General features: G+C 32.2%; 26 protein-coding genes. 1 reads left to right on the top strand and 25 read right to left on the bottom strand.

Annotated elements, in window-relative coordinates:
• From RWO76_RS01255 to glgB, 23 genes are all read right to left on the bottom strand, one after another.
• A partial coding sequence (locus RWO76_RS01255; protein ID WP_399543035.1) for an alpha-ketoacid dehydrogenase subunit beta occupies window positions 1-430 on the bottom strand: 430 nt, incomplete at its 3' end.
• A 2-nt stretch (window positions 431-432) separates the two neighbouring features.
• Window positions 433-1,539: a pyruvate dehydrogenase (acetyl-transferring) E1 component subunit alpha gene (gene pdhA, locus RWO76_RS01250; RefSeq protein WP_314353775.1), complete on the bottom strand. Its 1,107-nt coding sequence runs from the start codon at window positions 1,537-1,539 to the stop codon at window positions 433-435.
• 314 nt (window positions 1,540-1,853) lie between these two features.
• Complete coding sequence (gene dinB, locus RWO76_RS01245; protein ID WP_314353774.1) at window positions 1,854-2,912, bottom strand: DNA polymerase IV; 1,059 nt, start codon at window positions 2,910-2,912, stop codon at window positions 1,854-1,856.
• A 71-nt stretch (window positions 2,913-2,983) separates the two neighbouring features.
• Window positions 2,984-3,694 (bottom strand): phenylalanine--tRNA ligase beta subunit-related protein, encoded by a 711-nt coding sequence (locus tag RWO76_RS01240; RefSeq protein WP_314353773.1) that lies wholly within the window; start codon window positions 3,692-3,694, stop codon window positions 2,984-2,986.
• Between the two features lie 11 nt (window positions 3,695-3,705).
• A complete protein-coding gene (locus RWO76_RS01235) occupies window positions 3,706-5,058 on the bottom strand; it encodes a DUF2130 domain-containing protein (RefSeq protein ID WP_314353771.1) in 1,353 nt (450 codons plus the stop codon).
• A 33-nt stretch (window positions 5,059-5,091) separates the two neighbouring features.
• Window positions 5,092-5,442 (bottom strand): thioredoxin domain-containing protein, encoded by a 351-nt coding sequence (locus RWO76_RS01230; protein WP_314353770.1) that lies wholly within the window; start codon window positions 5,440-5,442, stop codon window positions 5,092-5,094.
• A gap of 13 nt (window positions 5,443-5,455) precedes the next feature.
• On the bottom strand, window positions 5,456-5,647 hold the full coding sequence (locus RWO76_RS01225) for a hypothetical protein (RefSeq protein WP_314353769.1): 192 nt from the start codon (window positions 5,645-5,647) through the stop codon (window positions 5,456-5,458).
• Between the two features lie 15 nt (window positions 5,648-5,662).
• Entirely contained in the window at window positions 5,663-6,184 is a 522-nt protein-coding gene (locus RWO76_RS01220) for an isochorismatase family cysteine hydrolase (protein ID WP_314353767.1), read from the bottom strand.
• Entirely contained in the window at window positions 6,181-6,858 is a 678-nt protein-coding gene (locus RWO76_RS01215; RefSeq protein ID WP_314353765.1) for a YoaK family protein, read from the bottom strand. The genes RWO76_RS01220 and RWO76_RS01215 overlap by 4 nt, the downstream gene beginning before the upstream one ends.
• Window positions 6,859-6,868: 10 nt before the next feature.
• Entirely contained in the window at window positions 6,869-7,174 is a 306-nt protein-coding gene (locus RWO76_RS01210; RefSeq protein ID WP_314353764.1) for a DUF1294 domain-containing protein, read from the bottom strand.
• On the bottom strand, window positions 7,140-7,421 hold the full coding sequence (locus RWO76_RS01205) for a glutaredoxin (protein WP_314077977.1): 282 nt from the start codon (window positions 7,419-7,421) through the stop codon (window positions 7,140-7,142). The genes RWO76_RS01210 and RWO76_RS01205 overlap by 35 nt, the downstream gene beginning before the upstream one ends.
• 12 nt (window positions 7,422-7,433) lie before the next feature.
• Complete coding sequence (locus RWO76_RS01200) at window positions 7,434-7,838, bottom strand: ribonuclease HI family protein (protein ID WP_314353762.1); 405 nt, start codon at window positions 7,836-7,838, stop codon at window positions 7,434-7,436.
• Window positions 7,835-8,047, bottom strand: a complete 213-nt coding sequence (locus RWO76_RS01195) for a cold-shock protein (protein ID WP_314353761.1) — start codon at window positions 8,045-8,047, stop codon at window positions 7,835-7,837. Before RWO76_RS01195 ends, RWO76_RS01200 begins: the two co-directional genes overlap by 4 nt.
• Before the next feature lie 167 nt (window positions 8,048-8,214).
• On the bottom strand, window positions 8,215-9,132 hold the full coding sequence (locus tag RWO76_RS01190; RefSeq protein WP_314353760.1) for a hypothetical protein: 918 nt from the start codon (window positions 9,130-9,132) through the stop codon (window positions 8,215-8,217).
• Window positions 9,133-9,173: 41 nt separating this feature from the next.
• On the bottom strand, window positions 9,174-9,524 hold the full coding sequence (locus RWO76_RS01185; protein ID WP_314353759.1) for a DUF2187 domain-containing protein: 351 nt from the start codon (window positions 9,522-9,524) through the stop codon (window positions 9,174-9,176).
• Window positions 9,525-9,738: 214 nt separating this feature from the next.
• Window positions 9,739-10,377, bottom strand: coding sequence for an endonuclease III (nth, locus tag RWO76_RS01180; RefSeq protein ID WP_314353757.1), 639 nt, complete (start codon window positions 10,375-10,377; stop codon window positions 9,739-9,741).
• Window positions 10,378-10,389: 12 nt separating this feature from the next.
• Window positions 10,390-11,082, bottom strand: coding sequence for a DnaD domain protein (locus RWO76_RS01175; protein ID WP_314353784.1), 693 nt, complete (start codon window positions 11,080-11,082; stop codon window positions 10,390-10,392).
• A gap of 63 nt (window positions 11,083-11,145) precedes the next feature.
• On the bottom strand, window positions 11,146-12,447 hold the full coding sequence (gene asnS / locus RWO76_RS01170) for an asparagine--tRNA ligase (RefSeq protein WP_314353782.1): 1,302 nt from the start codon (window positions 12,445-12,447) through the stop codon (window positions 11,146-11,148).
• A 29-nt stretch (window positions 12,448-12,476) separates the two neighbouring features.
• Window positions 12,477-13,664, bottom strand: coding sequence for a pyridoxal phosphate-dependent aminotransferase (locus tag RWO76_RS01165; protein ID WP_314353755.1), 1,188 nt, complete (start codon window positions 13,662-13,664; stop codon window positions 12,477-12,479).
• 12 nt (window positions 13,665-13,676) lie between these two features.
• Window positions 13,677-14,153, bottom strand: a complete 477-nt coding sequence (locus RWO76_RS01160; protein WP_314353754.1) for a DUF5590 domain-containing protein — start codon at window positions 14,151-14,153, stop codon at window positions 13,677-13,679.
• A gap of 128 nt (window positions 14,154-14,281) precedes the next feature.
• Window positions 14,282-15,394 (bottom strand): glucose-1-phosphate adenylyltransferase subunit GlgD, encoded by a 1,113-nt coding sequence (glgD, locus tag RWO76_RS01155; protein WP_314353753.1) that lies wholly within the window; start codon window positions 15,392-15,394, stop codon window positions 14,282-14,284.
• Between the two features lies 1 nt (window position 15,395).
• A complete protein-coding gene (locus tag RWO76_RS01150) occupies window positions 15,396-16,568 on the bottom strand; it encodes a glucose-1-phosphate adenylyltransferase (RefSeq protein WP_314353751.1) in 1,173 nt (390 codons plus the stop codon).
• A 19-nt stretch (window positions 16,569-16,587) separates the two neighbouring features.
• The gene (gene glgB, locus RWO76_RS01145; RefSeq protein WP_314353749.1) at window positions 16,588-18,444 is read right to left on the bottom strand and encodes a 1,4-alpha-glucan branching protein GlgB; all 1,857 of its coding nucleotides are present in this window, start codon (window positions 18,442-18,444) and stop codon (window positions 16,588-16,590) included.
• A gap of 283 nt (window positions 18,445-18,727) precedes the next feature.
• Between glgB and RWO76_RS01140 the strand changes: the two genes are divergently transcribed.
• On the top strand, window positions 18,728-20,578 hold the full coding sequence (locus tag RWO76_RS01140; RefSeq protein WP_314353748.1) for a glycoside hydrolase family 13 protein: 1,851 nt from the start codon (window positions 18,728-18,730) through the stop codon (window positions 20,576-20,578).
• Between the two features lie 69 nt (window positions 20,579-20,647).
• On the opposite strand, the gene RWO76_RS01135 is transcribed toward RWO76_RS01140, so the two are convergent.
• Both RWO76_RS01135 and RWO76_RS01130 read right to left on the bottom strand, forming a co-directional pair.
• The gene (locus RWO76_RS01135) at window positions 20,648-21,340 is read right to left on the bottom strand and encodes a DUF554 domain-containing protein (protein ID WP_314353747.1); all 693 of its coding nucleotides are present in this window, start codon (window positions 21,338-21,340) and stop codon (window positions 20,648-20,650) included.
• A gap of 105 nt (window positions 21,341-21,445) precedes the next feature.
• Window positions 21,446-23,830: a C69 family dipeptidase gene (locus RWO76_RS01130; protein ID WP_314353746.1), complete on the bottom strand. Its 2,385-nt coding sequence runs from the start codon at window positions 23,828-23,830 to the stop codon at window positions 21,446-21,448.
• Between the last annotated feature and the right edge of the window lie 160 nt (window positions 23,831-23,990).

Genomic DNA, 23,990 nt, shown 5'->3' with positions numbered 1-23,990 from the left:
TCAAACCTGGTGATTGTGCTACTAAACCTTCTAAGTTATCTGAGTGTAATTCTGGTGTGTGAACCCCACCACCAAATGGTGAACGGAATACGATAGGCATTTGACGAGTTCCACCCATACGGTAACGGTAACGAGCTGCTTGAGCAACAACACTATCCATTACTTCAAATACGAATCCAAAGAATTGGATTTCTGGAACTGGACGGTAACCTTCTAATGCTAAACCGATAGCTAAACCACCAATACCTGATTCTGCTAAAGGAGTATTAAATACACGGTCTTCTCCAAATTCATCTTGAAGTCCTTGAGTTGCACGGAAAACTCCTCCGTTTTTACCAACGTCTTCACCGAAAATTAGGACATTTTCATCACGTTTTAATTCTAAAGCCAATGCATCCGTAATGGCTTGAATCATTGTCATTTGTGCCATAATTATTTATTCTCCTTTGCTTCAAAGTAATCAAGTTGTTCTTGGATAACGTTTGTTGGTTCTTCAAACATTGTCTTCAAGAAGAATGAAACTTTTTGTTTTGGTTGTTTATCAGCTTCTTTGATTGCTTCTTTAATTTCTTCTTTAGTTGCTTCAATAACTTCATTTTCTTTTTCTTCAGACCATAAGCCTTTAGCTGTTAAATAGTTACGGAAACGAATTAATGGGTCTTTTTTAGCCCATGCATCTTGAATTCCTTCTGGTTGATAACGAGTTGGATCATCCCCTGATAATGTATGAGGACCATAACGGAAACAGATTGTTTCGATTAATACAGGACCATTTCCTGCAACTGCATATTCACGAGCTTTTTTAGTTACGGCATAAACTGCTAATGGGTCCATACCATCGACTTGAATACCTGGAATACCAGCAGCAACAGCTTTTTGTGCTAAAGTTGTAGCAGCTGTTTGCAATTCACGAGGAGTTGAGATAGCCCAACCATTATTTTGAATGAAGAAGATAGCAGGTGATTTGTATGCACCAGCATAGTTAATTCCTTCATAGAAGTCCCCTTGTGAAGATCCACCGTCACCTGTATAAGTAACAGCTACATTTTTCTTACCACGTTTTTGTAATCCTAATGCAACACCTGCTGCTTGAACATATTGTGCACCAATGATGATTTGTGGTGGTACTGCTTTTAATGATTCTGGATACATGTTCCCTGCAACATGTCCACGAGACCATAAGAATGCTTGTGATAATGGTAAACCATGTTTTACTAATTGCGGTACATCACGGTAACCTGGTAATAATACATCACCTTTATCAATTGCTTTAATGGAAGCTAATTGTGAAGCTTCTTGACCTGCTGTTGGAGCATAGAATCCTAAACGTCCTTGACGGTTTAACGCTGTTGAACGTTCATGTAAAATACGTGACCATACCATATCAGTCATTAATTCGACTAATTCATCATCAGATAAATCTGGTACTAAATCTGGATTTACAACTTTTCCTTCTTCATCTAATACTTGAACCATTTCAAAATTCAAGTTATCTGGTGTGAAAAGTGCATCGAGATCGAATTTTTTCTTCGTTGCCATACTTTTTGTTTCCCCTTTTCTTTAAGAAATTGTGCTTCATAACAAAAATGAAGAAACAGAATTTTATTTCTGTATCATTTCTATTATTTTCATATACTAATTTACCATGCTTTTTTTAGTTATGCAAGTAATTAAGTTCGAGTTTTATTTTTTATCCCTTGTGAATAGCATTACAATTTTTTCTCTATAAACAATAGATTTATTTATAAAGTTTTGTGCAATATTTTTATCATTTTTCACGCGGATTGAAAATAAATGAAAAATTCAGTTCAGTTTCTGTGTTATACACTGTTCTAAAAACTGTATTAATCTTTTTAGAACAGTTTTACTTGTTCAAATAAATGAAGCGTCTGTTCAAACTGAGATACTGACAGTCCAATTAAACGTACCGATTCATTATTATACTGCTCCATTAATAAATTATATGCCTCTAAAACAAGCTTCTCTTTACTTTGTATATAAGTTTCCAATGTCTTACTTCTAGTTTTTATTTCAAAATCACTTTGTTTAAATTTAATCGTTATCGTTTTAGCAGCCAATTTATTTTTCTTTAACCATTTTGATATCTGTTCTGAGAATTGCTCTATATATTTCTGTAGTACTTCTTCATCTGTTGTATCTTCTAATAAAGTTTCTTCTTTACCGTAAGATTTTCTTTCACGATACAATGTTAATTGATTATCGGACTGCCCTCTTACCTGTCTATAAAGTGCTTCTCCTTGCTTTCCAAAATGTTCGATTAAATATTCTTTTGAACAATTCAAAATATCTTCTCCAGTGAATAAATTTTTTTGCTGCAATTTTTTTGCAGTTGCTTGTCCTACACCAAAAAATTTTTCAACAGGTAAAGTTTTAATAAATTCTGGAAATGATTCTTGATCAATTACGGTAATGCCAGCAGGTTTTCTTTGACCGGATGCAATTTTGGCTAGAAATTTATTAAAAGATACTCCTACTGAGCATGTTAATCCTACTTCTTTATAGATAGCTTCTTGTATTTCTCTTGCAATTATCGTTGCAGAAGTTTGATTTTTTGTATTCTCTGTAACATCTAAATACGCTTCATCAATGGACATCGGTTCAACGAGAGGAGTATATCGATGAAATATTTCTCTAATTTGTAAACTTAATTGTCGATAACGTTCAAAATTCGGAGGAACAATAATTGCTTTTGGACATAATCGAATCGCTTTACTTGTTGGCATTGCCGATCTGACTCCAAATGCTCTTGCCTCATAAGAACAAGTTGCCACGACTCCACGTTGATTTACTTTTCCACCTACAATAATCGGTTTCCCTCTTAAATGAGGATGATCCATTTGTTCAACAGATGCAAAAAAGGCGTCCATATCAATATGTAATATTTTACGCATTCGTTTCCTCCTTTCTTTCGTATTTCTAAACTATTCAAAAAGTGGCAGAACGACTGCTCTGCCACTTCCTATTATAATTCAACTTCACTATTTTCTGGTGTTACAATCGAACTTACTCCTGTTACATTGAAGTACTCTTCACAACGTTGCTTTAATGCTTCCATTGCAACTGTTGCTCTTTCAGCTTGATCTTTTGTGACAGATTCCATTACAAGAACTGCATTTGTTGTTTCTTCTTGTAACATCGTTCTCTTCGCTTCTCTCCAGTTCAAGCAACGGCATACAGCTCCCTCATTGTCGAAGTGACAAATTTCGCCCTCTAATGCTGGTGAATCTTCTTCAGCACCTAACGGGAAGAAACTTTCTCCACCTTTAGCTTTACCTAAGCGTAAATCTCCTTGGATTTTATCTAAATCTTCGCCCCCTAATGGAACAGCATATTCAATAGAAATACTATTATAAATATCTACTAATGGAGTAATCAAACGGAATGTATGTCCTTGAGAAACACGTTTTAACAAAGCTTCAATAGAAGAACGTGATCCTTTTTTGGTTTTGAATTTAGAATAGGCTTGTCTCCATTGTTGGATAACTTTATTATCACTAAAGACTTCTTCTGTAAAATGAACTTGAACTTTTTGGCAAGCTTCTTGTAAGATTCCTTCAAAATACGGATCTTCTGTTTCATCTACAAAATTATTAATACCTTTTAATACTAACACATTCACTTGACCTTCTGGAAATAATTCCCAAAATTCAGGCTCTACTATAAATTTTGCCATCTTCCATTCTCCTATTCTAATTCTTCAAATCTTTGCTTCATCGTTACATTATTTTTGACGAGTTTTTTTACGGTCAAATCAGTTGCCTTATTATTCGCTAATCTTAAATTGTTTTCAGATGATAACAACGCATCTTTTGTCTTTTGTAAATGCGAAATTGTTTTATCAATTTCATCAATTGCTGTTTTAAATTTCTTACTAGCTAATTCATAATTTTTAGAAAAGGCTGTTTTAAATGCAAGCAAGTCTTCTTCAAAATGCGTAATATCTAATTGTTGCTCTTTCATTTGCGCTAATTCTTGTTTATATTTTAATGAATTTAACGCCGCATTTCTTAATAACGTAATAATTGGAATAAAGAATTGAGGTCTAACAACATACATTTTCTCATACACATAACTGACATCCACAATTCCATTATTGTATAGTTCATTATCTGCTTCTAATAAAGATACTAAAATCGCATATTCACAATTCTTCTCACGTCGATCTTTATCCAATTCTTTAAAGAAATGTTCATTTTTCTTTTTCGTTGCTGTTTGATCATTTTCATTTTTCATTTCAAACATAATGGATAATACTTCGTTTCCAAAATCATCATATTCTCGGTAAATATAATCGCCCTTACTTCCCGTTTTAGCATCATTATCTTTTCCAAATTCAGCTCTTGGAAAAGCCGTCATTCTTAATTGGTTAAATTGAATTTCGCAATGTTGTTCTAAACTTTCACCGACCATTTTTGTCGATTGTTTTGCTTTAAAATCTTTATAAAACGCAATTGTTTCGTCTTTTTGACGTAATTCCAGCTCGTATTTTTCTTTTAAAGCCGCTGCTTGAACTTCTTGTTCTTTTTCTTGCAAATGATTTTTCGCTTCTAAATCAGCAATAACACGATCTTTTTCAGCAGATAACTGAGAAACTCGTAAGGCTTCTTTTGTTTCTTGTGCATCAATCTTTGCTTGAAGCGATTGAATCAATTGTTCTTGCTGAGTAATTTTTTCTTGATATTGCTGCGTCAATTCCTGTTTTGAAACAACTTGTTCTTGTTGAATCTTAGATAATTCCATTTCTAATTTATGTTTTTCTTTTTCAACTTGAACTTCCATTTGTTGACTAGCTTGTTTTAGCTCTTGCTCTAATAAAGCAATTTGCTGTGTGTAGTGTGCTAATTTCTCTTCAAAATGAGATTGAGCTTGTTGAGATTTTAATTGTTGTTCTGTTTCAAATTGTTTTTTTGCTAATTCTAATTGTTGATGAATTTCTTGTGTAAATTCTTGATTACGAACTTGACTCACAATATCTGCATATGAATGTTCATCAATTGTAAAAACCTTTTGACAGTGCGGACATTTAATTTCGTTCATACAAGTCCCTCTCCTTTTTAAATTAAAATAGTCTTATCTATTAACGAATGCAATAATATCTTCCACGCTAATTGATGAATCGCAAACTACACGAGCCTCTCCACCTTTAGCAACTAATAAACCTGGTACTGTTGGAATGCCATATTTTTGACGGAATGATTGAATATCATTTAGTTGTGTAACATCTTCACTATTCACAAAAATAGCTGGTTTATTTAAAGCTTGACGTGCTTCATTCATTTTTGGAGCGAAACGACGGCAATATGGACAAGTTGGACGTCCGATAAATAACACTACTTCTTCTCCACTTGAGATTAAGCTTTCTACTTCTTTAATTGATTTTTTTTCAAATTTTTCTACTGCTTCAAAAAATTCTTGTGACATATTTAGTTCTCCTTTATTTTGAATTAATATCCTTATATTTTTTTCTTAAATAAATTAATCGTGTGATAAATCCACCAAGCATTCCAATCGCTACTCCACCAATTAATTCTTGAATGATAATCCCTATTACAATACCAATGAGAATTGCTACTAACATGATGGCATTCAGGACATTTAATTCTTTCAATTTTTCTTTAGAATCCATTCTTTCACCTACACTTTATTCTACTACATTCACTTGGCACATTTTCATAGCTTCTAATGCTTGCTGATGAGTTTGAGGTGTTACACCAGCACATGAAGTTGAACTTACATAAATCGGTACTTCTGGAAAGTTTGCTTTTGCTAATAAGACATTGCTAATGACACAAATATCTGTACATAATCCTAAAAATGTAATGGAGCTAATGGAAGGAATTTCCTTCAATAATTCCATTAATGTTGTAGATCCAAAAGTAGGTTTTTCAACTCCAACTGCTTCTTTTTCTAAAAGAGCTTCTTGTACAGTTGTATCTAATTGCCAACCTGGTGTTCCTTTTACACAGTGAATAACTGGTAATTTTTTTCCTTCTTCCGTTTCTAAATAATTTTCATGATGAGTATCCAATGTATAAAAAACTTTACCTGAAAACTCTCGAATCGTTGACGCTACATTAGGAACAATTGCTACTGCTTCTTTTGTTCCTAAGACTCCGTCAACAAAATCTTTTTGCATATCCACTACAACTAAAATATCTGTCATGCTTCTTCCTCCAACAAATGATAGTATTCATATAAATGACGGAATAAGAAATAATATCCACCGACAAGTACATAACTAATACTAATGACAAAAAGTAATAATTCTTTAGACCATGTTGCCATTTCGAATGCCAATGCTCCTCCAAATAAAAAGAACAACATACTTAAACTATAAAAAACTATTTTTATTTTGTCCTTATGATAACCTCTAAGACATCTGCCAATCGCAAATCCTGTATCCGTTAAATATCCCGTAAAATGAGAAGTTCTTACAATCATTCCACGGTAATAAATAAACATACTATTTTGAACACCAACTGTAAAAGCTAGTTGATAAATCCATAAAACTTCTAATTTTAACCAAAAACTAATTCCTAATAAAAAACCTAATACAATCAGTAATATCCCATATCGGTTTGCAAATCGGAAAACTTTTTCGGAAAAAATCATCCCGGAACAAACTCCGCCTAGTATAAAACTAATAATAATGAATAGTAATGTAATTGCATGGCTCATTTCACCTGACATCGTATGGATTAAAAAACCGGAAATATTCCCCGTCATATGAGTAGTAGGCTTTTCATACAATAATAATGTTGTAATATTTACAAATCCTGAAAGAGCACTTAGAAGTCCAATCCATATTGCAAATAATATTCCTTTTTGTTGTTTCATCTCTTCCCCCTTAAAATTGTTGCATAAAATATAGGAAAGCAATTCCCCAACAAATTATATTTACTACATAACAAATTGTAAAATAAATTCGGTGAGTTTTATGGTGAAAAATAAGCATTCCTATTATTCCACCAAATCCCCCACCAATTATTCCTAGAGTTAATAATCTTTTTTCAGGTATCCGCCATTTTTTTCGTCTAGCAGCCCGTTTATCTATTCCTATTAAAACGAATAATAAAAGATTCACTCCCAAAAAGTAAACTAACAGTATTAACGGAATACTATTCAACCGGAACAGCCTCACAACTTGTTCCATTTAATTGACCAATTTCAAAAATATATTGTCCTGTTTTCGTCACTAAACAAGGAACACCTACCATCCCCCATTGTTTACGACCTTCAAATTGTGGTTTATCATCTCTTAAACGAATAAATTCTTTTAAATTCGCCATACTTGCAGTGATATCTACTTCACGATAGCTAATATTTTGTCTTTGTAACTCCTCTACAAATGCTTTTGTATCTGGACATAAGCTACTAAAATATAATACATGTTCTTCCATATTGAAAACTCCCTATCTTTCTATGATTTGTTGTAAAGCTTGTCTTGCTAATTGATCAGCTCCGCGGTTTTCCTTTTCAGGAATCCATTCTAAAAATAGTTGCGGAAATTTTTTTCGTTCTTCTTGCACTATTTTTAAAATATCTTGATAAGCAATTTGTTTCGTATAATTTTTTTCAATCGCCATCATTGCAAACTTGGAATCTGAATTCAAAAAAATCATTTCTTGATTCCATTCTTTTTCTTTTAGAATGATTAACGCACGATAAATAGCCCATAATTCTGCTTGATGGTTATCCATTAGAATTTCAGAATTTTCTTTAAACAAAAATTGTTGTTTTTGATATAAAATTTCAATTCCAATTCCAACTTTTCCTGGATTCCCATTAACTGCAGCATCCGTTTTCACTCGAATCATTCCGATTCTATCACCCGTACTCCTGTAGCTTGAAGACCATGAGCACCACGTGCAACTTCAAATTCAACTATTTGTCCTTCTTTTAATGTTTTAAATCCTTCAGATAAAATCCCTGTAAAGTGAACAAATACATCTTCATTTGTATCAGTGACAGAAATAAAACCATAGCCTTTTTCATTGCTAAACCATTTTACGATTCCTTTTTTCATAATGAAACCCTCCAGCCTTTTCTATTCTCAGACAGCTTTTATCTTATTATATACGTTCTATTTCTTTTTTTAAAATAATAAGTTTCAAGTCTATTTTCACTTGGCAAAAGAAAATTAACTCTATAGTATTCACTTGAATTCAAAACCACAACTATAGAACAAAGTCTCTATTGTGAAATACATATTTGAAAATCTTCGTATTGTTTTACAAAATTAGAATCATCATAAAATAAACTTTCCATCAAATTTTCTTTTCCTGAAAAATAATTCATCCACTCTTTAAAAGAGGATATATACTCTTCTTGAAACGGATGTAATCGAATGATATCTTGCTTCCATTTTTGAGCTAATACCATAGCTTCTTCCATAGAAAAAGAACCCATCAACTCATTTAATAACTCTGATTCTTCTTTATATAATCGTGATTTAGTAATCGAAAACAGTTTATTTCGATTGACGATTTTTAAATCTCCATTCCACAATAATTGAATCGTCTCAAGTGATCCTGAATCTAACCATTCATCTAATAAAATAGCTTTATCAAACATTGGGGTCTGTGGATGAAGTAAAAATAACTGAATAACGAATTCTTTTTGTAATAATGTTGAATCAATTAATACTTGAGTGATATATTGAATTTCTTCTATAGAAAAAATCTTATCTTTGTTCTGTAACGCTCCCCCAATTTCTTGTAACTGCTGAACTTTCTCTTGTTCCTGTTTCAATTTATGATTCATCATTTTTAGTTGAAGGTTGCTTATCTCTGGATACTCTATATGCGATGAATTTTTCAAATAATCTTCCACTTCTTCAAAACGATTCATATGGATTAATGCTTCTAAATAGACGCATAAATACATTTCTTCCTTCAATTCAAACTCTTCTACTAACCAAATAATTTCATTCCAATCTTGACTACAACATAGTAAAGACCATAATTTATCTAATAGTTGATCTGAACGAGTCTTAATATATCCTTTTTCTAACCAATCAATGGCACTAATCAAATCATCTTCTTTTTGACATTGCGTTGCTTTTTGAATATAAAATTCTTCTTGATTTGGAAATTCAATCGTATTTCCCATCCTTTTCCTCCTCTTTAAAAGAAAAACAGACTAATCCAAGATTAGTCTGCCTTAGCATCATCTGGTAAAAATTCAATAATATCTTTAAAATTTACGATGGTGCGATCTTCACAAATATCTTTCATAACGGTCGTAGAAGATTCCCAGTCAATAATCACGACTGCACTATTGGAAAGTAACTTATAAATCACACCGTACATTTGCTGTTCTCTAAACGTAAAATGAATCCGATCTCCTACATCTGGGCGAATAGAATCTTTAACTCGTTTAATGACAACAAGAACTTCTTCATATGATATACCCAATATATGTGCAATACGAGATTTGCTAGTTCCTTTACGAAGTTCCGTTTCAACGATTCCTTGAACTTTCTTTGTCACTTTAAGTGCCATCTTTATCGCCTCTTCCCACGGGCCTTCCAAATCCAACACATCTACAATATTACTAGCTTTAGTATAGCATATAAATAGGAAAATGTCAGTTAAAAAGTCTTAAAAACATTGATATTATAACATTTCTAAGAAATAAAGACGAATTTGTTAGGAAATATTTATAAATTCTCATATTTTAGTTTTTTTCTAAATTGTAGAATTTATAAATTATCGATTAAACTTCCCTTCTTCCATAAGCACACATTTCTAATAAGGGACATTCATGACATTTTGGTTTTCGAGCAATACAGTGATATCTTCCAAAGAAAATCATCCAATGATGTGCTCTCGACCATAATTCTTTTGGAATTTTACGACATAATGTTTCTTCTACTTCTAATACAGTATCCTTTTGTCTACAAATTTGAAGACGTTTTGAGATTCTTTCAACATGAGTATCTACTGCAAACGCTGGAATATTAAAAGCAACACTCATCACTACATTAGCAGTTTTTCTGCCTACACCTGCTAAACTCACTAATTCTTTTCTAGTCGAGGGAACTTCGCCATCAAACCGTTCCATTAGTTGTTGCGCACAAAGGCGAATATTTTTGGCCTTACTTCGATACAATCCTAAAGACTTAATACATTCAATCACTTCTTCTTCACTTGCCGCTGCTAAATGAGCAGGAGTTGGAAATCTCTCAAATAATTTAGGAGTAACTTTATTCACACCTACATCTGTTGCTTGAGCACTTAAAATTGTTGCAATTAGTAATTCAAAAGCATTGCGATGGTTTAGCTCACAATGAGCATCTGGAAATAAGTCTCCCATTGTTTGAACTGCTTCAATCGTTTTTGTTTTTGATAACATAAGCTCCCTCCATCAATCCAACCAATTATCTAATGGCACTTGAGGAATTGGTGTTGTTTCTTTTGGTTTTGCTGTAAAATGTCCATTTCTCGAGCGATTCTTATCTTGAATGACTTGTTGAACCGTTTTGAATCCTTTTCTTTGCCATGTTAATAAGATTTTGTCCATATACTTCAACGTAAATACTTGATTTAAAACTGCTTCTTTTAAAGCTGCTAAAATTAAATCATGAGAATATTCGTCCTTATCAATCCAACTTTTAATCATTTGAATTTCATAAGAACTAATGGGTCTACCAAATTCTTTTTCAATCACAAAAATTAAATTAGGATTTTCATTTTCTTCTTTTTTAGCAACTTCTTGTCGATGTAAAATTTCTAATTGTTGAAATAAAGGAGCTAGACTATAATACTCTTCTCTTTTACCTTCTTCGTTTTCTTTTTGTGTAACAGATAGCACTTGTCGATCTAATAAATGCTGAATGATTTGAAATAAAGTATTTTCTGAAATCGAAAATACATCACAAATTTCTTCAACATTCAGCGGAAAATATTCTGAAGTTGTATGTTGTAACCACCAAGAAAGCATTAAGCATTCTTGAGCAGTTAATTGTAATTTTTGATAATAACGGATGAATGGATTTGGAACGGTCGTTCCTCCTTGATACATCCAAAATTGCTGAAATGTTTGTTCCAAAATTTTCACCTCTTTTTCTGACATAAAAACCGATTTCTAGAAATTCTAAAAATCGGTTTGAAATTGTCTATTTTATGGGAAAATACGGTTTAATAAACGTGGGAATGGAATTGCTTCACGAATATGTTTCGTACCTGCAACGAATGTTACCATTCTTTCCAACCCTAATCCGAATCCAGCATGAGGAACTGAACCATATTTTCTTAAATCTAAGTAGAATGCATAATCATCTGGATTTAAGCCATTCTCTTTAATTTTTTCATATAATTTATCATAGTCCACTTCACGCTCAGAACCACCGATAATTTCTCCATATCCTTCTGGAGCTAATAAGTCCGCACAAAGTACACGGCTTTCATTACCAGGTACTGGCTTCATGTAAAATGCTTTAATATCTGAAGGATAGTTCATCACGAATGTTGGTACTCCAAAATGGTTTGAAATCCAAGTTTCGTGTGGAGAGCCAAAGTCATCTCCATGTTCCAAATGTTCATAATCCGTATCTTCATCTGCTTCGTGAGCTTGTAGCAAGTCAATCGCTTCATCATAAGAAATACGTTTAAATGGTTCACTCACATATTTCTTCAATAATTCTACATCTCTTTCTAAAGTTTCAAGAGCATGAGGAGCACGGTCTAAAACTCCTTGAATTAATGCTTTTACATAAGCTTCTTGTAAATCTAATGATTCGTCATGAGTCACGAATGGATATTCAGCATCCATCATCCAGAATTCTGTTAAGTGACGACGAGTTTTAGATTTTTCAGCACGGAATACTGGACCAAAGTCAAATACTGGACCGAATGCCATTGCACCAGCTTCTAAGTATAATTGACCTGATTGAGATAAGAAAGCTGGATCTCCAAAATAATCTGTTTCAAATAATTCAGTTGTATTTTCTGCAGCATTTCCAGATAAAATTGGGCTATCAAATTTAATAAATCCATTTTGATCAAAGAATTCATATGAAGCATAAATAATCGCATTACGAATTTGCATAATGGCATGTTGTTTACTTGAACGTAACCATAAATGACGGTGATCCATTAAGAAGTCCGTACCATGTTCTTTTGGAGTAATTGGATATTCATGACTTTCCCCAATGACTTCTAATCCTGTTACTAATAATTCATACCCTAATTTTGAACGAGTATCTTCTTGAACAACCCCTGTTACATAAACAGCTGTTTCTTGTGTTAATGATTTAGCAATTTCAAATACTTCTTCAGGAACATCGCTTTTTACAACAATCCCTTGGAAATAAGCTGCTCCATCACGTAATTGTAAGAAAGCAATTTTCCCACTTGAACGTTTATTGGCTACCCAAGCTCCAATTAGGACTGTTTGTCCAACATAATCTTTTGCTTGGTTCATTCTGATTTTTTTCAAAATAATCCCTCTTTCTACAAATAATTTCTAACAAATTGATTCATTCTTTGAGCGGCATTTCTTAGTTCTTCTTCACTACTTGCACAACTTAATCGCAAGTAACCAGTACAACCGAAGTTTTCACCTGATACAGTCGCCACTCCAACTTCCTCTAATAATTTTAATGCAAATATATCTGAAGTTTCAACTCCAACTATTTTCATTGCTTCTTGAATATTGACAAATAAGTAGAAAGCTCCACCTGGTTTCACACATGACATACCAGGAATTTCCTGAATGAGTGCATGGAATAACTCAATTCTCTTTTGGAATTGACAACGCATCACTTCTTTATCTTCTTGTAAATCTTCCTGAAATGCACGAATCGCAGCATATTGAACGACTGCAGCTGGATTACTCGTTGTATGACTTGTTAAATCATTCATTGCCCGAATCACTTCCACTGGACCAAAGGCATATCCTAATCTCCAACCTGTCATTGCAACAGACTTCGATAATCCATTAATAACTAATGTATTATTTTTTATTTCTTCAGATAGACTAGCTACACTAATACTTGGTATATCATGGACTAATTCATAATAAATTTCATCTGCGATAACAAATACCTGATGGTTTAATGCCCATTGACTAATTTCATATAATTCTTCTTTTGAATACGTTAATCCGGTTGGATTAGAAGGAGAATTTAAAATTAATACCTTCGTTTTATCTGTTAAAGCTTTTTCTAACAAATCAACCGTTACTTTAAAAGCATTCTTTTCACTCGTTTCCACAAAAACTGGAATTCCTTGAGCTAATGTAATTTGTTCTGCATAACTAACCCAATAAGGAACTGGAACTAACACTTCTTCTCCTGGATCAATTAATGTTTGAAATGCAGAATATAAAGCAAACTTTGCCCCTGCAAAAACAGCTACTTGTTGTTTTGAAACTTTCACACCATCTTTTCTTAAATGAAAATCACAAATGGCTTGTTTTAATTCATCTAATCCTAAAGTAGGTGTGTAATGATCGGTTTCATGTTTCAATAGAGATTCAATTGCCGCTTTTGTAATTTTTTCAGGAGTATTAAAATCAGGCTCACCAATTGATAAGCTAATAATATCTTTCCCTGATGCTTTTAATTCTCTTGCTTTTTGTGTCATTGCTAGTGTTCCTGATGGAAGTATTTTAGAGACACGTTCTGAGATTTTTACCATAATAACCTACCTTTAAATATTTTCAATATCTTTTATCCATTGGCCATTTTTGGCAGAAATATAATAATATCCAATACGTTGATTTTTTGTTCGATAGTTGACTTCCCATACAGGCTCGTCTTTTATCATTCCCAATCTTGCTTCTAAAATCTCATCTGTATGTTTCGCTTCTTTTGTAATAGAGCGTGCTTCTTGTTCATTAATCACAGCATCCTGTTGTAATATGGTTACTTCTTTTTTATCCGGAGAAACAATCGCATATAATTGTTGACCTTCTGTCGTAATTCCAGCTAATGAATAATAAGTTTCCTCTGTATTAAACCAATAAAAATCTGTAATTTTAGTGAACTGAACTTTCTGTGCAGCAATTTCTACTGCTAAATCTTTAGCCTTTAATTTTTCTGATTGGCTTAAATAAAAAATTCGAGCAGCTCCAAAAAATATTACTAAAAACGTGCAGACGAAAAGCAACATCGTACGTCTTCTCATAGATGCACAACCTTTTCTAATTTTTAAACTCAGATAGCTTCATTATACGATAAGCCATTAAAAAGCACCAGTATTTTATAAAATATGATAAAAAAAGATAGCTTCCAAATAGGAAGCTATCCTAACTCTTAAACACATCTATTTTTTTCTACAATGACTTGGCATTCACTTGTTCCTGATAATTCCTTATCTTCTGGAACCTCAACGCTCTTATCTGTAATCACATAATTCAATTTAGCACCTTTTTTAATAATAGAGTCAGCCATGATAATACTGTTTTTTACAACTGCTCCTTCTTCAATAATAACGTCACGGAAAATAATACTATTTTCAACCGTTCCATTAATACAAGAACCATCTCCTAAAAGTGAACTTTTTACATTAGAATGTTCCCCATAATGGGTAGGTACACTATCTTGAACTCTTGTTAAAATATCTGTTCCACTATCAAATACTGTAGTTAAAGTTTCTGGCTTTAATAGATCCTGATTGAAATCAAAATAATCCTTTACACTATTAATAACTTTTGAATATCCTTTTATTTCATAAGCATAAACATTTAAAGTATCTAAATTTTTAGAAACATAATCTCTTAAAATATCTTCCCATCCAAGAGTCATCCCTTTTTTAATAATGCCATTTAACAATTCTTTTGTCATAATATATATTTTTGCTTGAGTCGCACAAGTTTCATTTGAACCATTAAAATGATATAACGTTTCATACACTTTATAATCTTTATCAAAAATAATTTGAGATTCTCCAATTTCTGGTTTACGATAGTGATATGCTACTGTAATATCAGATCCAGTATCAACATGATATTGGAACATTTCTTTAAAATCAATTGTTCCAATAATATTTGTATCTGCTAAAATACAATACTCTTCTTTTAAATTTTCTGTATACACCATTGTATTCACTAACGCTTCAATTTTATTTTGAGGAATACGAGTCGATAAATAGTTCGATAAGGGGGTTATTAATGTTAACCCGCTATTTTTTCTATTTAAATCCCAATCTTTTCCCCAACCAACATGATCTCTTAATGATTTATAATTATGATTTGTTAAAATTCCGATATTGTCTATTCCTGCTTTTACTAAGGATGATAACATAAAATCTACTAAACGATATCTGGAACCGACTGGAAGAGAAGCTAAAGTTCTTGAACGAACTAATCCGTGTAAATCATCTTGTCTATAATTATCCGCAAATAAAATCGCAAAAGCTTTAATCATTTTAGCAACCTCCCGCTTTCTTCGGTTCAGTGACGACTTCATTGCGTCCAATAACCGTAATCATATCTTTTCCTAATTCAATTTCTTCATGTCCAATAGAAACACCAGATTTAATCACCGCTCCTTCAGCTACAATTGAGTGATATACACTAGCTCCTTTTTCAATCGTAGCATTTTGCATAATAATACTATCTTTTACAACAGCATCTTCTGCAATTACTACGCCTGAAGAAATAATGGAATCTTTTACTTTACCAAATACTAAAGTTCCGTCTGAAATCATAGATGATTGAACATCAGCATGTTCCCCTAAATATTGTGGAAGTCTACCTTCATGACGATAATAAATTCTCCAAGTTTTATCATCGATATCAAAAGCTTCGCGAGCTTTAATTAAATCCATATTAGCTTCCCATAAACTTTCAATGGTACCCACATCTTTCCAATAACCTTCAAATGGGAATGCGTATATTTTCTTTTCTTCTTCAAGTAACATTGGAATAATATTTTTTCCAAAATCTTTTTCACTTTCAGGATTTGCTTCGTCACGAATTAAATATTCACGTAAAACTCTCCAATTAAATATATAAATACCCATTGAAGCTTTTGTTGAAATTGGATTTTTTGGTTTTTCTAAAAACTCCACAATTCTTAAATCTTCATCTGTATTTAAAATCCCAAAACGATGAGCTTCTTCCATTGGAACATTAATATGTGCAATGGTTAAATCTGCCTCTTTTTCCTTATGGAATTCTAGCATTTTGTTGTAATTCATTTTATAAATATGATCTCCAGATAAAATTAAGACATATTCAGGTTCATATTGTTCAATATACTTAATATTTTGGTAAATAGCATGTGCTGTTCCTTTATACCATTCCCCTGTTTTACCAGCAGTATAAGGAGGTAAAATAGACAATCCTCCATCCATTCTATCTAAATCCCATGGTTGTCCATTTCCCATATATGAATTCAATTCTAATGGCTTGAATTGTGTTAAAACTCCAACTGTTGAAATTCCAGAATTTGCACAATTAGACAATGGAAAATCAATAATACGATACTTTCCACCATAAGGTACAGCCGGTTTAGCCATATCTTGAGTTAAAATTTGTAAGCGAGTGCCCTGCCCTCCAGCTAGTAACATTGCGACTATTTCTTTTTTTCTTGCCATATGTACATCCCCCACATTATTAATTTATTCTTTCAAAGTACATTGTTGAAAAAGCTGGTATATCTATCTGAAGTGTATACGGAAGTTCTCCACATTGTTGCTCAATTGTTTTTACTTGCTCAACTTGAATTCCTTTTCCTCCATATTTATCTTCATCAGAGTTTAATACTAATCGATAACTACGTTCATCATTAAATCCAATCCAATATTGATTCCAATTTACTCCTGAAAAATTAGAAATGACTAAAATTTCCTGCCCATTTTTTGCTTTTCTCGAAAAAGCAAAAATATTATGATCAGCATCATCTACTACATGCCATTCAAAACCATCCCAACCTCCATCTTGTTCCCAAAACGCTGGAGTTTCTTGATAAAAATGATTTAATTCTCTTACATAATCATGCGTTTTTTTATGAAGAGGATAATCTAGTAAAAACCAATCTAGTTCTCGTTTTTCATCCCATTCAATAAATTGTGGAATTTCAGTTCCCATAAATGTTAATTTCTTTCCTGGATGTGCAAACATATACCCTAAAAATGTTTTAAAATTAGAAAATTTTTCTTCATAAGAAACAGGATTTTTATCTAATAATGATTTTTTTCCATGAACAACTTCATCATGAGAAATTGGCAAAATAAAGTTTTCTACAAATGCGTAACACATTGAAAATGTTAATTTATTATGACAACCTTTACGATAAACTGGATTCGTTTCAATATAATCTAAACTATCATTCATCCATCCCATATTCCATTTAAAATGAAAACCAAGTCCACCTTCTTCCACTGGAGCAGAAATTTTAGGATATGCTGTTGCTTCTTCGGCAATCATCATTACACCTGGATAATTTTCTCTTACATATTGATTTAAAGTTTTGAAGAAATCTAATACTTCCAAGTTTTCATTTCCACCATAAATATTTTTAGCTGCTAAATGCTCTGGGCGGTCATAGTTTAAAAATAACATTGAACTAACAGCATCAACTCGTAATCCATCTAGATGGAATTCTTTAATCCAATAATTAGCACTTGAGAATAAGAATGAACAAACTTCACCACGTCCATAGTCAAATACTCTTGTCCCCCAAGATTTATGTTCTTTCTTCCGTTCATCAGAATATTCATAACAACACTGTCCATCAAATTCATATAATCCAAATTCATCTTTTGTAAAGTGACCTGGTACCCAATCTAATAGAACACCAATCCCATTTTGATGAGCTTTGTCAATTAAATATTTAAAATCATCTGGAGTTCCATAACGAGATGTCACTGCAAAATATCCTGTTACTTGATACCCCCATGAAGGATCGTATGGATACTCCGTAATAGGAAGAAGCTCTATATGCGTATAGTGCATTTGTTTTACATAGGGGATTAAAGTATCTGCAATTTGTCTATAGCTACAAAATCCTCCATTTTCTCCATGCTTCCAAGAACCTAAATGAACTTCGTAAATATTCAGCGGTTGTTGATAAGGAATTGTTCTATTTTTAATCCAACTCTCATCATTCCAAGTATATTTTTTATTTTCATATACTTTAGAAGCTGTTTCTGGACGTGTTTGTGTATATCTTGCATAAGGGTCTGACTTCCATAACATTCTTCCATCTGAAGCTTTAATAACATACTTATATGCATCAAAGAATTGAACATTTGGTACAATTCCTTCAAAAATCCCTTCATTCGTTATTCTTGTTAACTCATATGCTGTTGGATTCCACCCACAAAAATCTCCCGAAACAAATACTTGTTGTGCATGTGGGGCCCAAACTCTAAACGTACATTGATTTTCTTCAAGGAAAGAACCTAAAAATTCATATGCATGAAAATTCTTTCCTTCATGAAACAAATATTTGTCCAAAGTATGTTCCATACGCATACCTCCCTTCCTAAAATCAATCCGTTTTACATTTCACGATAAGCGTTTTCATTATTTTATACAACAAAAGCCCTTTAATCGTATTTTTCCGTTTACTTATGGCTTAATTATAGCATATCCTTGATTATTTTCGTATATTTTTTTCAATTTTTCTCAAAAAATATAAAGCGTTTTACTAATGATAAAAATAAAAAATATTTTTCACAAGTCATTCCTTTTTACTTTATTTTATACTACAATTAAACTATTAGACCGAATACAGAAAGGATGATATTTCTTGATTCAATTTAACCCCCTTCAAGATAAATATCCAAAAGGTGCTGTCCATTCTTCTCAAAACATTCTTTTTGAGGTATGGATTCACCAAGATTTTTATTTTAAACAAATTTCTTTAATTTTATTAAATGATTTTACACATGAAAAAAATGCTTATCCATTAGAATCTACTGATATTTTTAAAGAACAATTTCGTAAATATATTGTCAATATTCAAGCATTAGAAACTGGACTCTATTTTTATGATTTTGAAATTCAATTTGATGATTCTATAGGATATTTGAAAAAGCATGAATTTACTGCTGTCTTTACAATGGAAGAACAGTCTTATTCTTCTTGGCAGTTAACAGTTTATGACGAAGACTTTCATACTCCAGAATGGATGAAAGGAAGCATTATGTATCAAATTTTCCCAGACCGATTTAAGAAGAGTCCACATTATCAAGCAACAATTGCTGCTAATGAAGAGAAGCGTATCAGACATGATGATTGGAATGCTATTCCTTATTCTTCTATTACACATGAAAATTATAGAGCTCAAGATTTCTTTATGGGAAATTTAAAAGGGATTCAAGAACACTTACCTTATTTTCAGCAATTAAGAATTGATAGTATTTACTTAAATCCCGTGGTCGAAAGTCCTGAAAATCATCGTTATTCTACTTCTGATTACTTTAATGTAGACCCTTATTTAGGTACTGTTCAAGACTTTAAAGATTTATGTAAAGAATTTAAGGAAAAGGATATTCGCATTACATTAGATGGAGTATTTAGCCATACGGGTGCGGATAGTATTTATTTCAATCGTTATGGAAACTATGACAGCGTTGGAGCTTATCAATCTCAAGATTCTCCTTACTATCCTTGGTTTACTTTTAATGAATTTCCAAATGTTTATCAATCATGGTGGGGGTTCACAAATCTACCAACTGTTGTAAAAGAAAATAAGGAATATCAAGAATTTATGTTTAATTCTAATAATGGAGTCATTCCTTATTGGCAACGGTTAGGAATAAGTGGATGGCGAATTGATGTAGCTGATGAATTTCCAGACTGCTTCATAGATAAACTAAGAAAAACTGCTAAACAAGAAGATCCAGATTGTTTTTTACTAGGAGAAGTTTGGGAAGATGCAACAACAAAATTTTCATATAATACACGTAGAAGATATTTCTTAGGAAAACAATTTGATAGTGTCATGAATTATCCTTGGAGAAATGCGATTATTCACTATGTCAAATACAAAGATGCTCATCAATTTTCTTTAGCGTTATTAGAATTATTAGAAAACTATCCTAAGCCTGCATTAGATGTTTTAATGAACTTATTATCAAGCCATGATACAGAGAGAATTTTAACCGTATTAGCATTTGATAATCCCGAAGAATTTCCTGTTGAAAAACGACCAGATTATAAACTAAGTGCTAGTGAATATCGATTAGCAAAAGAAAGATTCTTTGTCGCATCCTTTATTCAATTTACTCTCCCAGGTGTTCCTTGTATTTATTATGGAGATGAAATTGGAATGTATGGATTTAGAGATCCTTATAATCGTCAAACATTTAAACTTCAAGAAAAAGATGATGAAGTTTTAGCATTTTACCAAGAATTAACAAACTTCAGACATAAATATCAAGAAGCGTTTAAAGCAGACTGTGACATCATTAAAGTAACAAATGGATGTATCGCTTATAAACGTGGTGATTTACTATGTATGATCAACTTAGATAATTCTGCTCATTTTATTGAAAACTATTCAGGAGATATTCTTTATCAAAAAGGAGATTTTTACCCTACTCCTCATGGAATCGTAGTTGGACCAAATAGTTTTGGAGCAATTCAATTAACTTAAATATCTCATATTATAAAAAAGAGTGAATAGAAATACATCTTGTATCCTATTCACTCTCTTATTTTTCTTTTATCCACGAAAAAGACTAAATAATGGAATTAACACAATTGGTAAAAACATTGCAGGTAAAAAGTTCATAACTTTTATTTTTGTTAATTCCAATAAATTTAATCCTAATGCTACAAGTAATAAAGAACCCACTGCAGACATCGCATAAACAATGGATTCGCTTAAATACGGTGCTACAAATTGAGCAAGAATCATTATTCCACCTTCATACAAAAGAATGGCTAATGCGGATAACATTACACCCGCTCCTTTTGTCGTAGCCAAAATAATAGATGCAATTCCGTCAATAATCGCTTTTGTAATCAAAATTTGATGATTATCTCTCAAACCTGCTTCAAGAGAACCCATTACTGCCATTGCTCCAACACAAAAGATTAGTACAGCTGACACAAAACCTTCTGCCAATTGATTTTGAGATCCTTCTTTGGAAAATTTCTCTTGAATCCAATCTGCAAATTTTCGAATATTCTCCTCTAATTGCATTATTTCCCCAAGATAACCTCCAAAAGAAATGCATACAATCATCAAAATCATGTCTTGGTCTACTAAAGCTCCTTTTAAGCCGATAATAAACGTAGAAAGTGCCAACCCTTGCATAATATGAGTAGACATTTTTACAGACATTCCTCTTTTTAATTGCAGTCCAATAATTGTCCCTATCACAATCGCAATAACATTTATAATTACACCCATTTACTCTAGCTCCTTCTAGCGATACTGCTACAAGTATACTGCTAATATACTAGAAAATCCATTAGAATTAATCAATTCTAATGGATTCCTTTTTTCACTTAAGAATTATACCCATTCACCATTTCCATTTACATAGTATCCATCTGGAGTAATTGTATTCACCAATAATTCACCAGATTTGTCAACATAGTACCATTTTCCATTTACTTCAAACCATTGGTTCTCCTTCATCGCTCCACTTTTTTCTAAGTAGTACCACTTTCCATTTAAGAATACCCAACCCGTTAACATCTTACCTGTACCATTAAAGTAATACCATTTATTACTAACTTTTTCCCAAGTATTACTTAAATATTTTCCTTCAGAATTAACATAGTACCAAGTATTAGATTTTTCATCTTGAATCCATTCTGACTTAGCCATATATCCACCAGATTTTAGGTAATAATCTCCTACCCATTGATTTTCTCTCATTACCCCTCTTCCATCAAGGTAGAACCATTCTCCTTTTACCAATACCCAAGTACTATTTAAATATTTTCCTTCAGAGTCAACATAATACCAAGTATTAGATTTTTCATCTTGAATCCATTCTGATTTCGCCATGTATCCACCAGATTTTAAGTAATAATCTCCTACCCATTGATTTTCAACATATTCTCCTTTAGCATCAATAAAGAACCAACTTTGATAAGTAACATCATAAACCCATTTATTAATTATCTTTTGTCCTTCTTTATTAAAATAATTCTTTCCATCAAAACCTTGCTTTTGAACCGGAGTGGCTGGTGATGCTGGTGTTGTAGTAGGTTTTAAGCGTTCTAATACTGCTTTTAAAGATGAGACATCAATAAATGGACTTGCTAGAGGTGTTTTTGTTTTAACTGCCTTTTCCATCTTAGCTTCTACATCTTTCATTAATTGGAATACAGCTTTTGCAACTTCTATTGAATTTTTTGTATATTCATCAGCATGTTCTTTTACATAATCATCTGATTTCCCTGTATATTCATCAATTAATTTATTTTGATAATCAATTAGCAATGCTTCCATTTTTTCCCAATTTGAACGAATAGTCTTTCCAAACAATTCTGGATGATCCATTACCATTGTATCAATATTAGTAGCTACCCAATACCAAGAATTAGCATCATATTTATTTCCTCTTACTTTATATGCTTCAAATGTATCTTTAATACTACCAAAATAAGGAACATATGGTGTATTACGTGATCGACCTAAACTTAACCACATTACTCCTCCTAAAGATTGTGGTAATTTTTGATTAATTTGATATACGTGTGGGTCAATTACATTTTCATTCCCTGGAGCGTATGCATATTTACCATAGTTTGGATCTGTTTTCGACGCTGGTTTTCTATAAGGATCTTTCTTAGTATCATAACCTGGAACTTGATCATCAGGAACCAATTCACCATTTAATGTTTCAAAACGATTTCTTTGAACATTTAATCCATCGATTACTGTGAAATCTCTTCTTGGGCTATCTTGTAAAAATTCATAACGTTTATCCTGGAATGTGACCTTAGAAGATGGATTTAATAATTTAATTCCAGCATACACACGTGAACGGTCACCACGTTCTAATGGTGGCGCATAAGTAGCTGCTAAATCAATTTCTCCTTTACTTTCATCTCCAACAAATACTCCTGCTTTTTTAGCTGTTTCAATAATTCCTTTTGAAGCTATAATAGTTTCTTTATCATTAATATTCACTTTACCTAAGAAATACGTATTTGGGAATACAGAATATTTATCATCTGGATATTTAAACGCTACATATTCATGACCTGAATAAATTTCCATATACCATAATTCGTTTTTATCGGCAAAAACAATAATATTTCCTTCTGCAGATCCTTTTTCATCAATTTCTTTCGCTAATAATTGAGCTGCTTCTCTTGCTGTTTTGACACGTGGTAAAATTAAATCTGTTACAATTGCTTCAGTAACTCCTTCTTTTACTAATGGATCAATCGCCGGATATTCAACTTCATTTTCTGGTCCTTCCAAAACTCGTCCATCTGCTGCAACTTTTGGAGCTTTACCTCCTACCACTTCACTACGTGGTGTAGCCGTTACTGTTGCAGTCATTGAAACCCCATGTTCATTAAAGCCATGTTCAGAGAAAATACCTTCGTTTGAATCTCTTGAATCATCTGCTACTACTGTATATTTATATTCATGTTTTAAATGAGGATAAACGGTTCCGGTTGATTTATCCAAGAGTACATCCCCTTCTTTATAATCCTTAGCAGGATTTACAAAGAAATTTTTATTATGAGTATGTTGTTGAGTTCCATCTTCATGTTCATATGGATAATCTTCCGTACGTCCATATAAGAATGAACCATCTTTTGTTAGTCCTTTACCAATAATAAATGCAGAACAAGCTTCAACAGCTTGTTGAGATAACACAAGTCCAATAAGGACTGTAGATAATAACGTCTTACTAACTTTCTTATTCATAGCTATCCCCTCTTTTTAAAAGAATCTTTTATGGTTAAACGATTATGTAACCAATTGTAGAATACGCTTTCTTTATTATAAATTCAACACTTTTCATTAATTTATAATAATTATAATTATAATATAAAAAAAGAACCGAATCATATTCGGTTCTTTTTCG

The organism is uncultured Granulicatella sp., assembly GCF_963521425.1.
Lineage (GTDB): Bacteria > Bacillota > Bacilli > Lactobacillales > Aerococcaceae > Granulicatella.
This window is presented reverse-complemented; position numbering and strand designations above follow the sequence as displayed.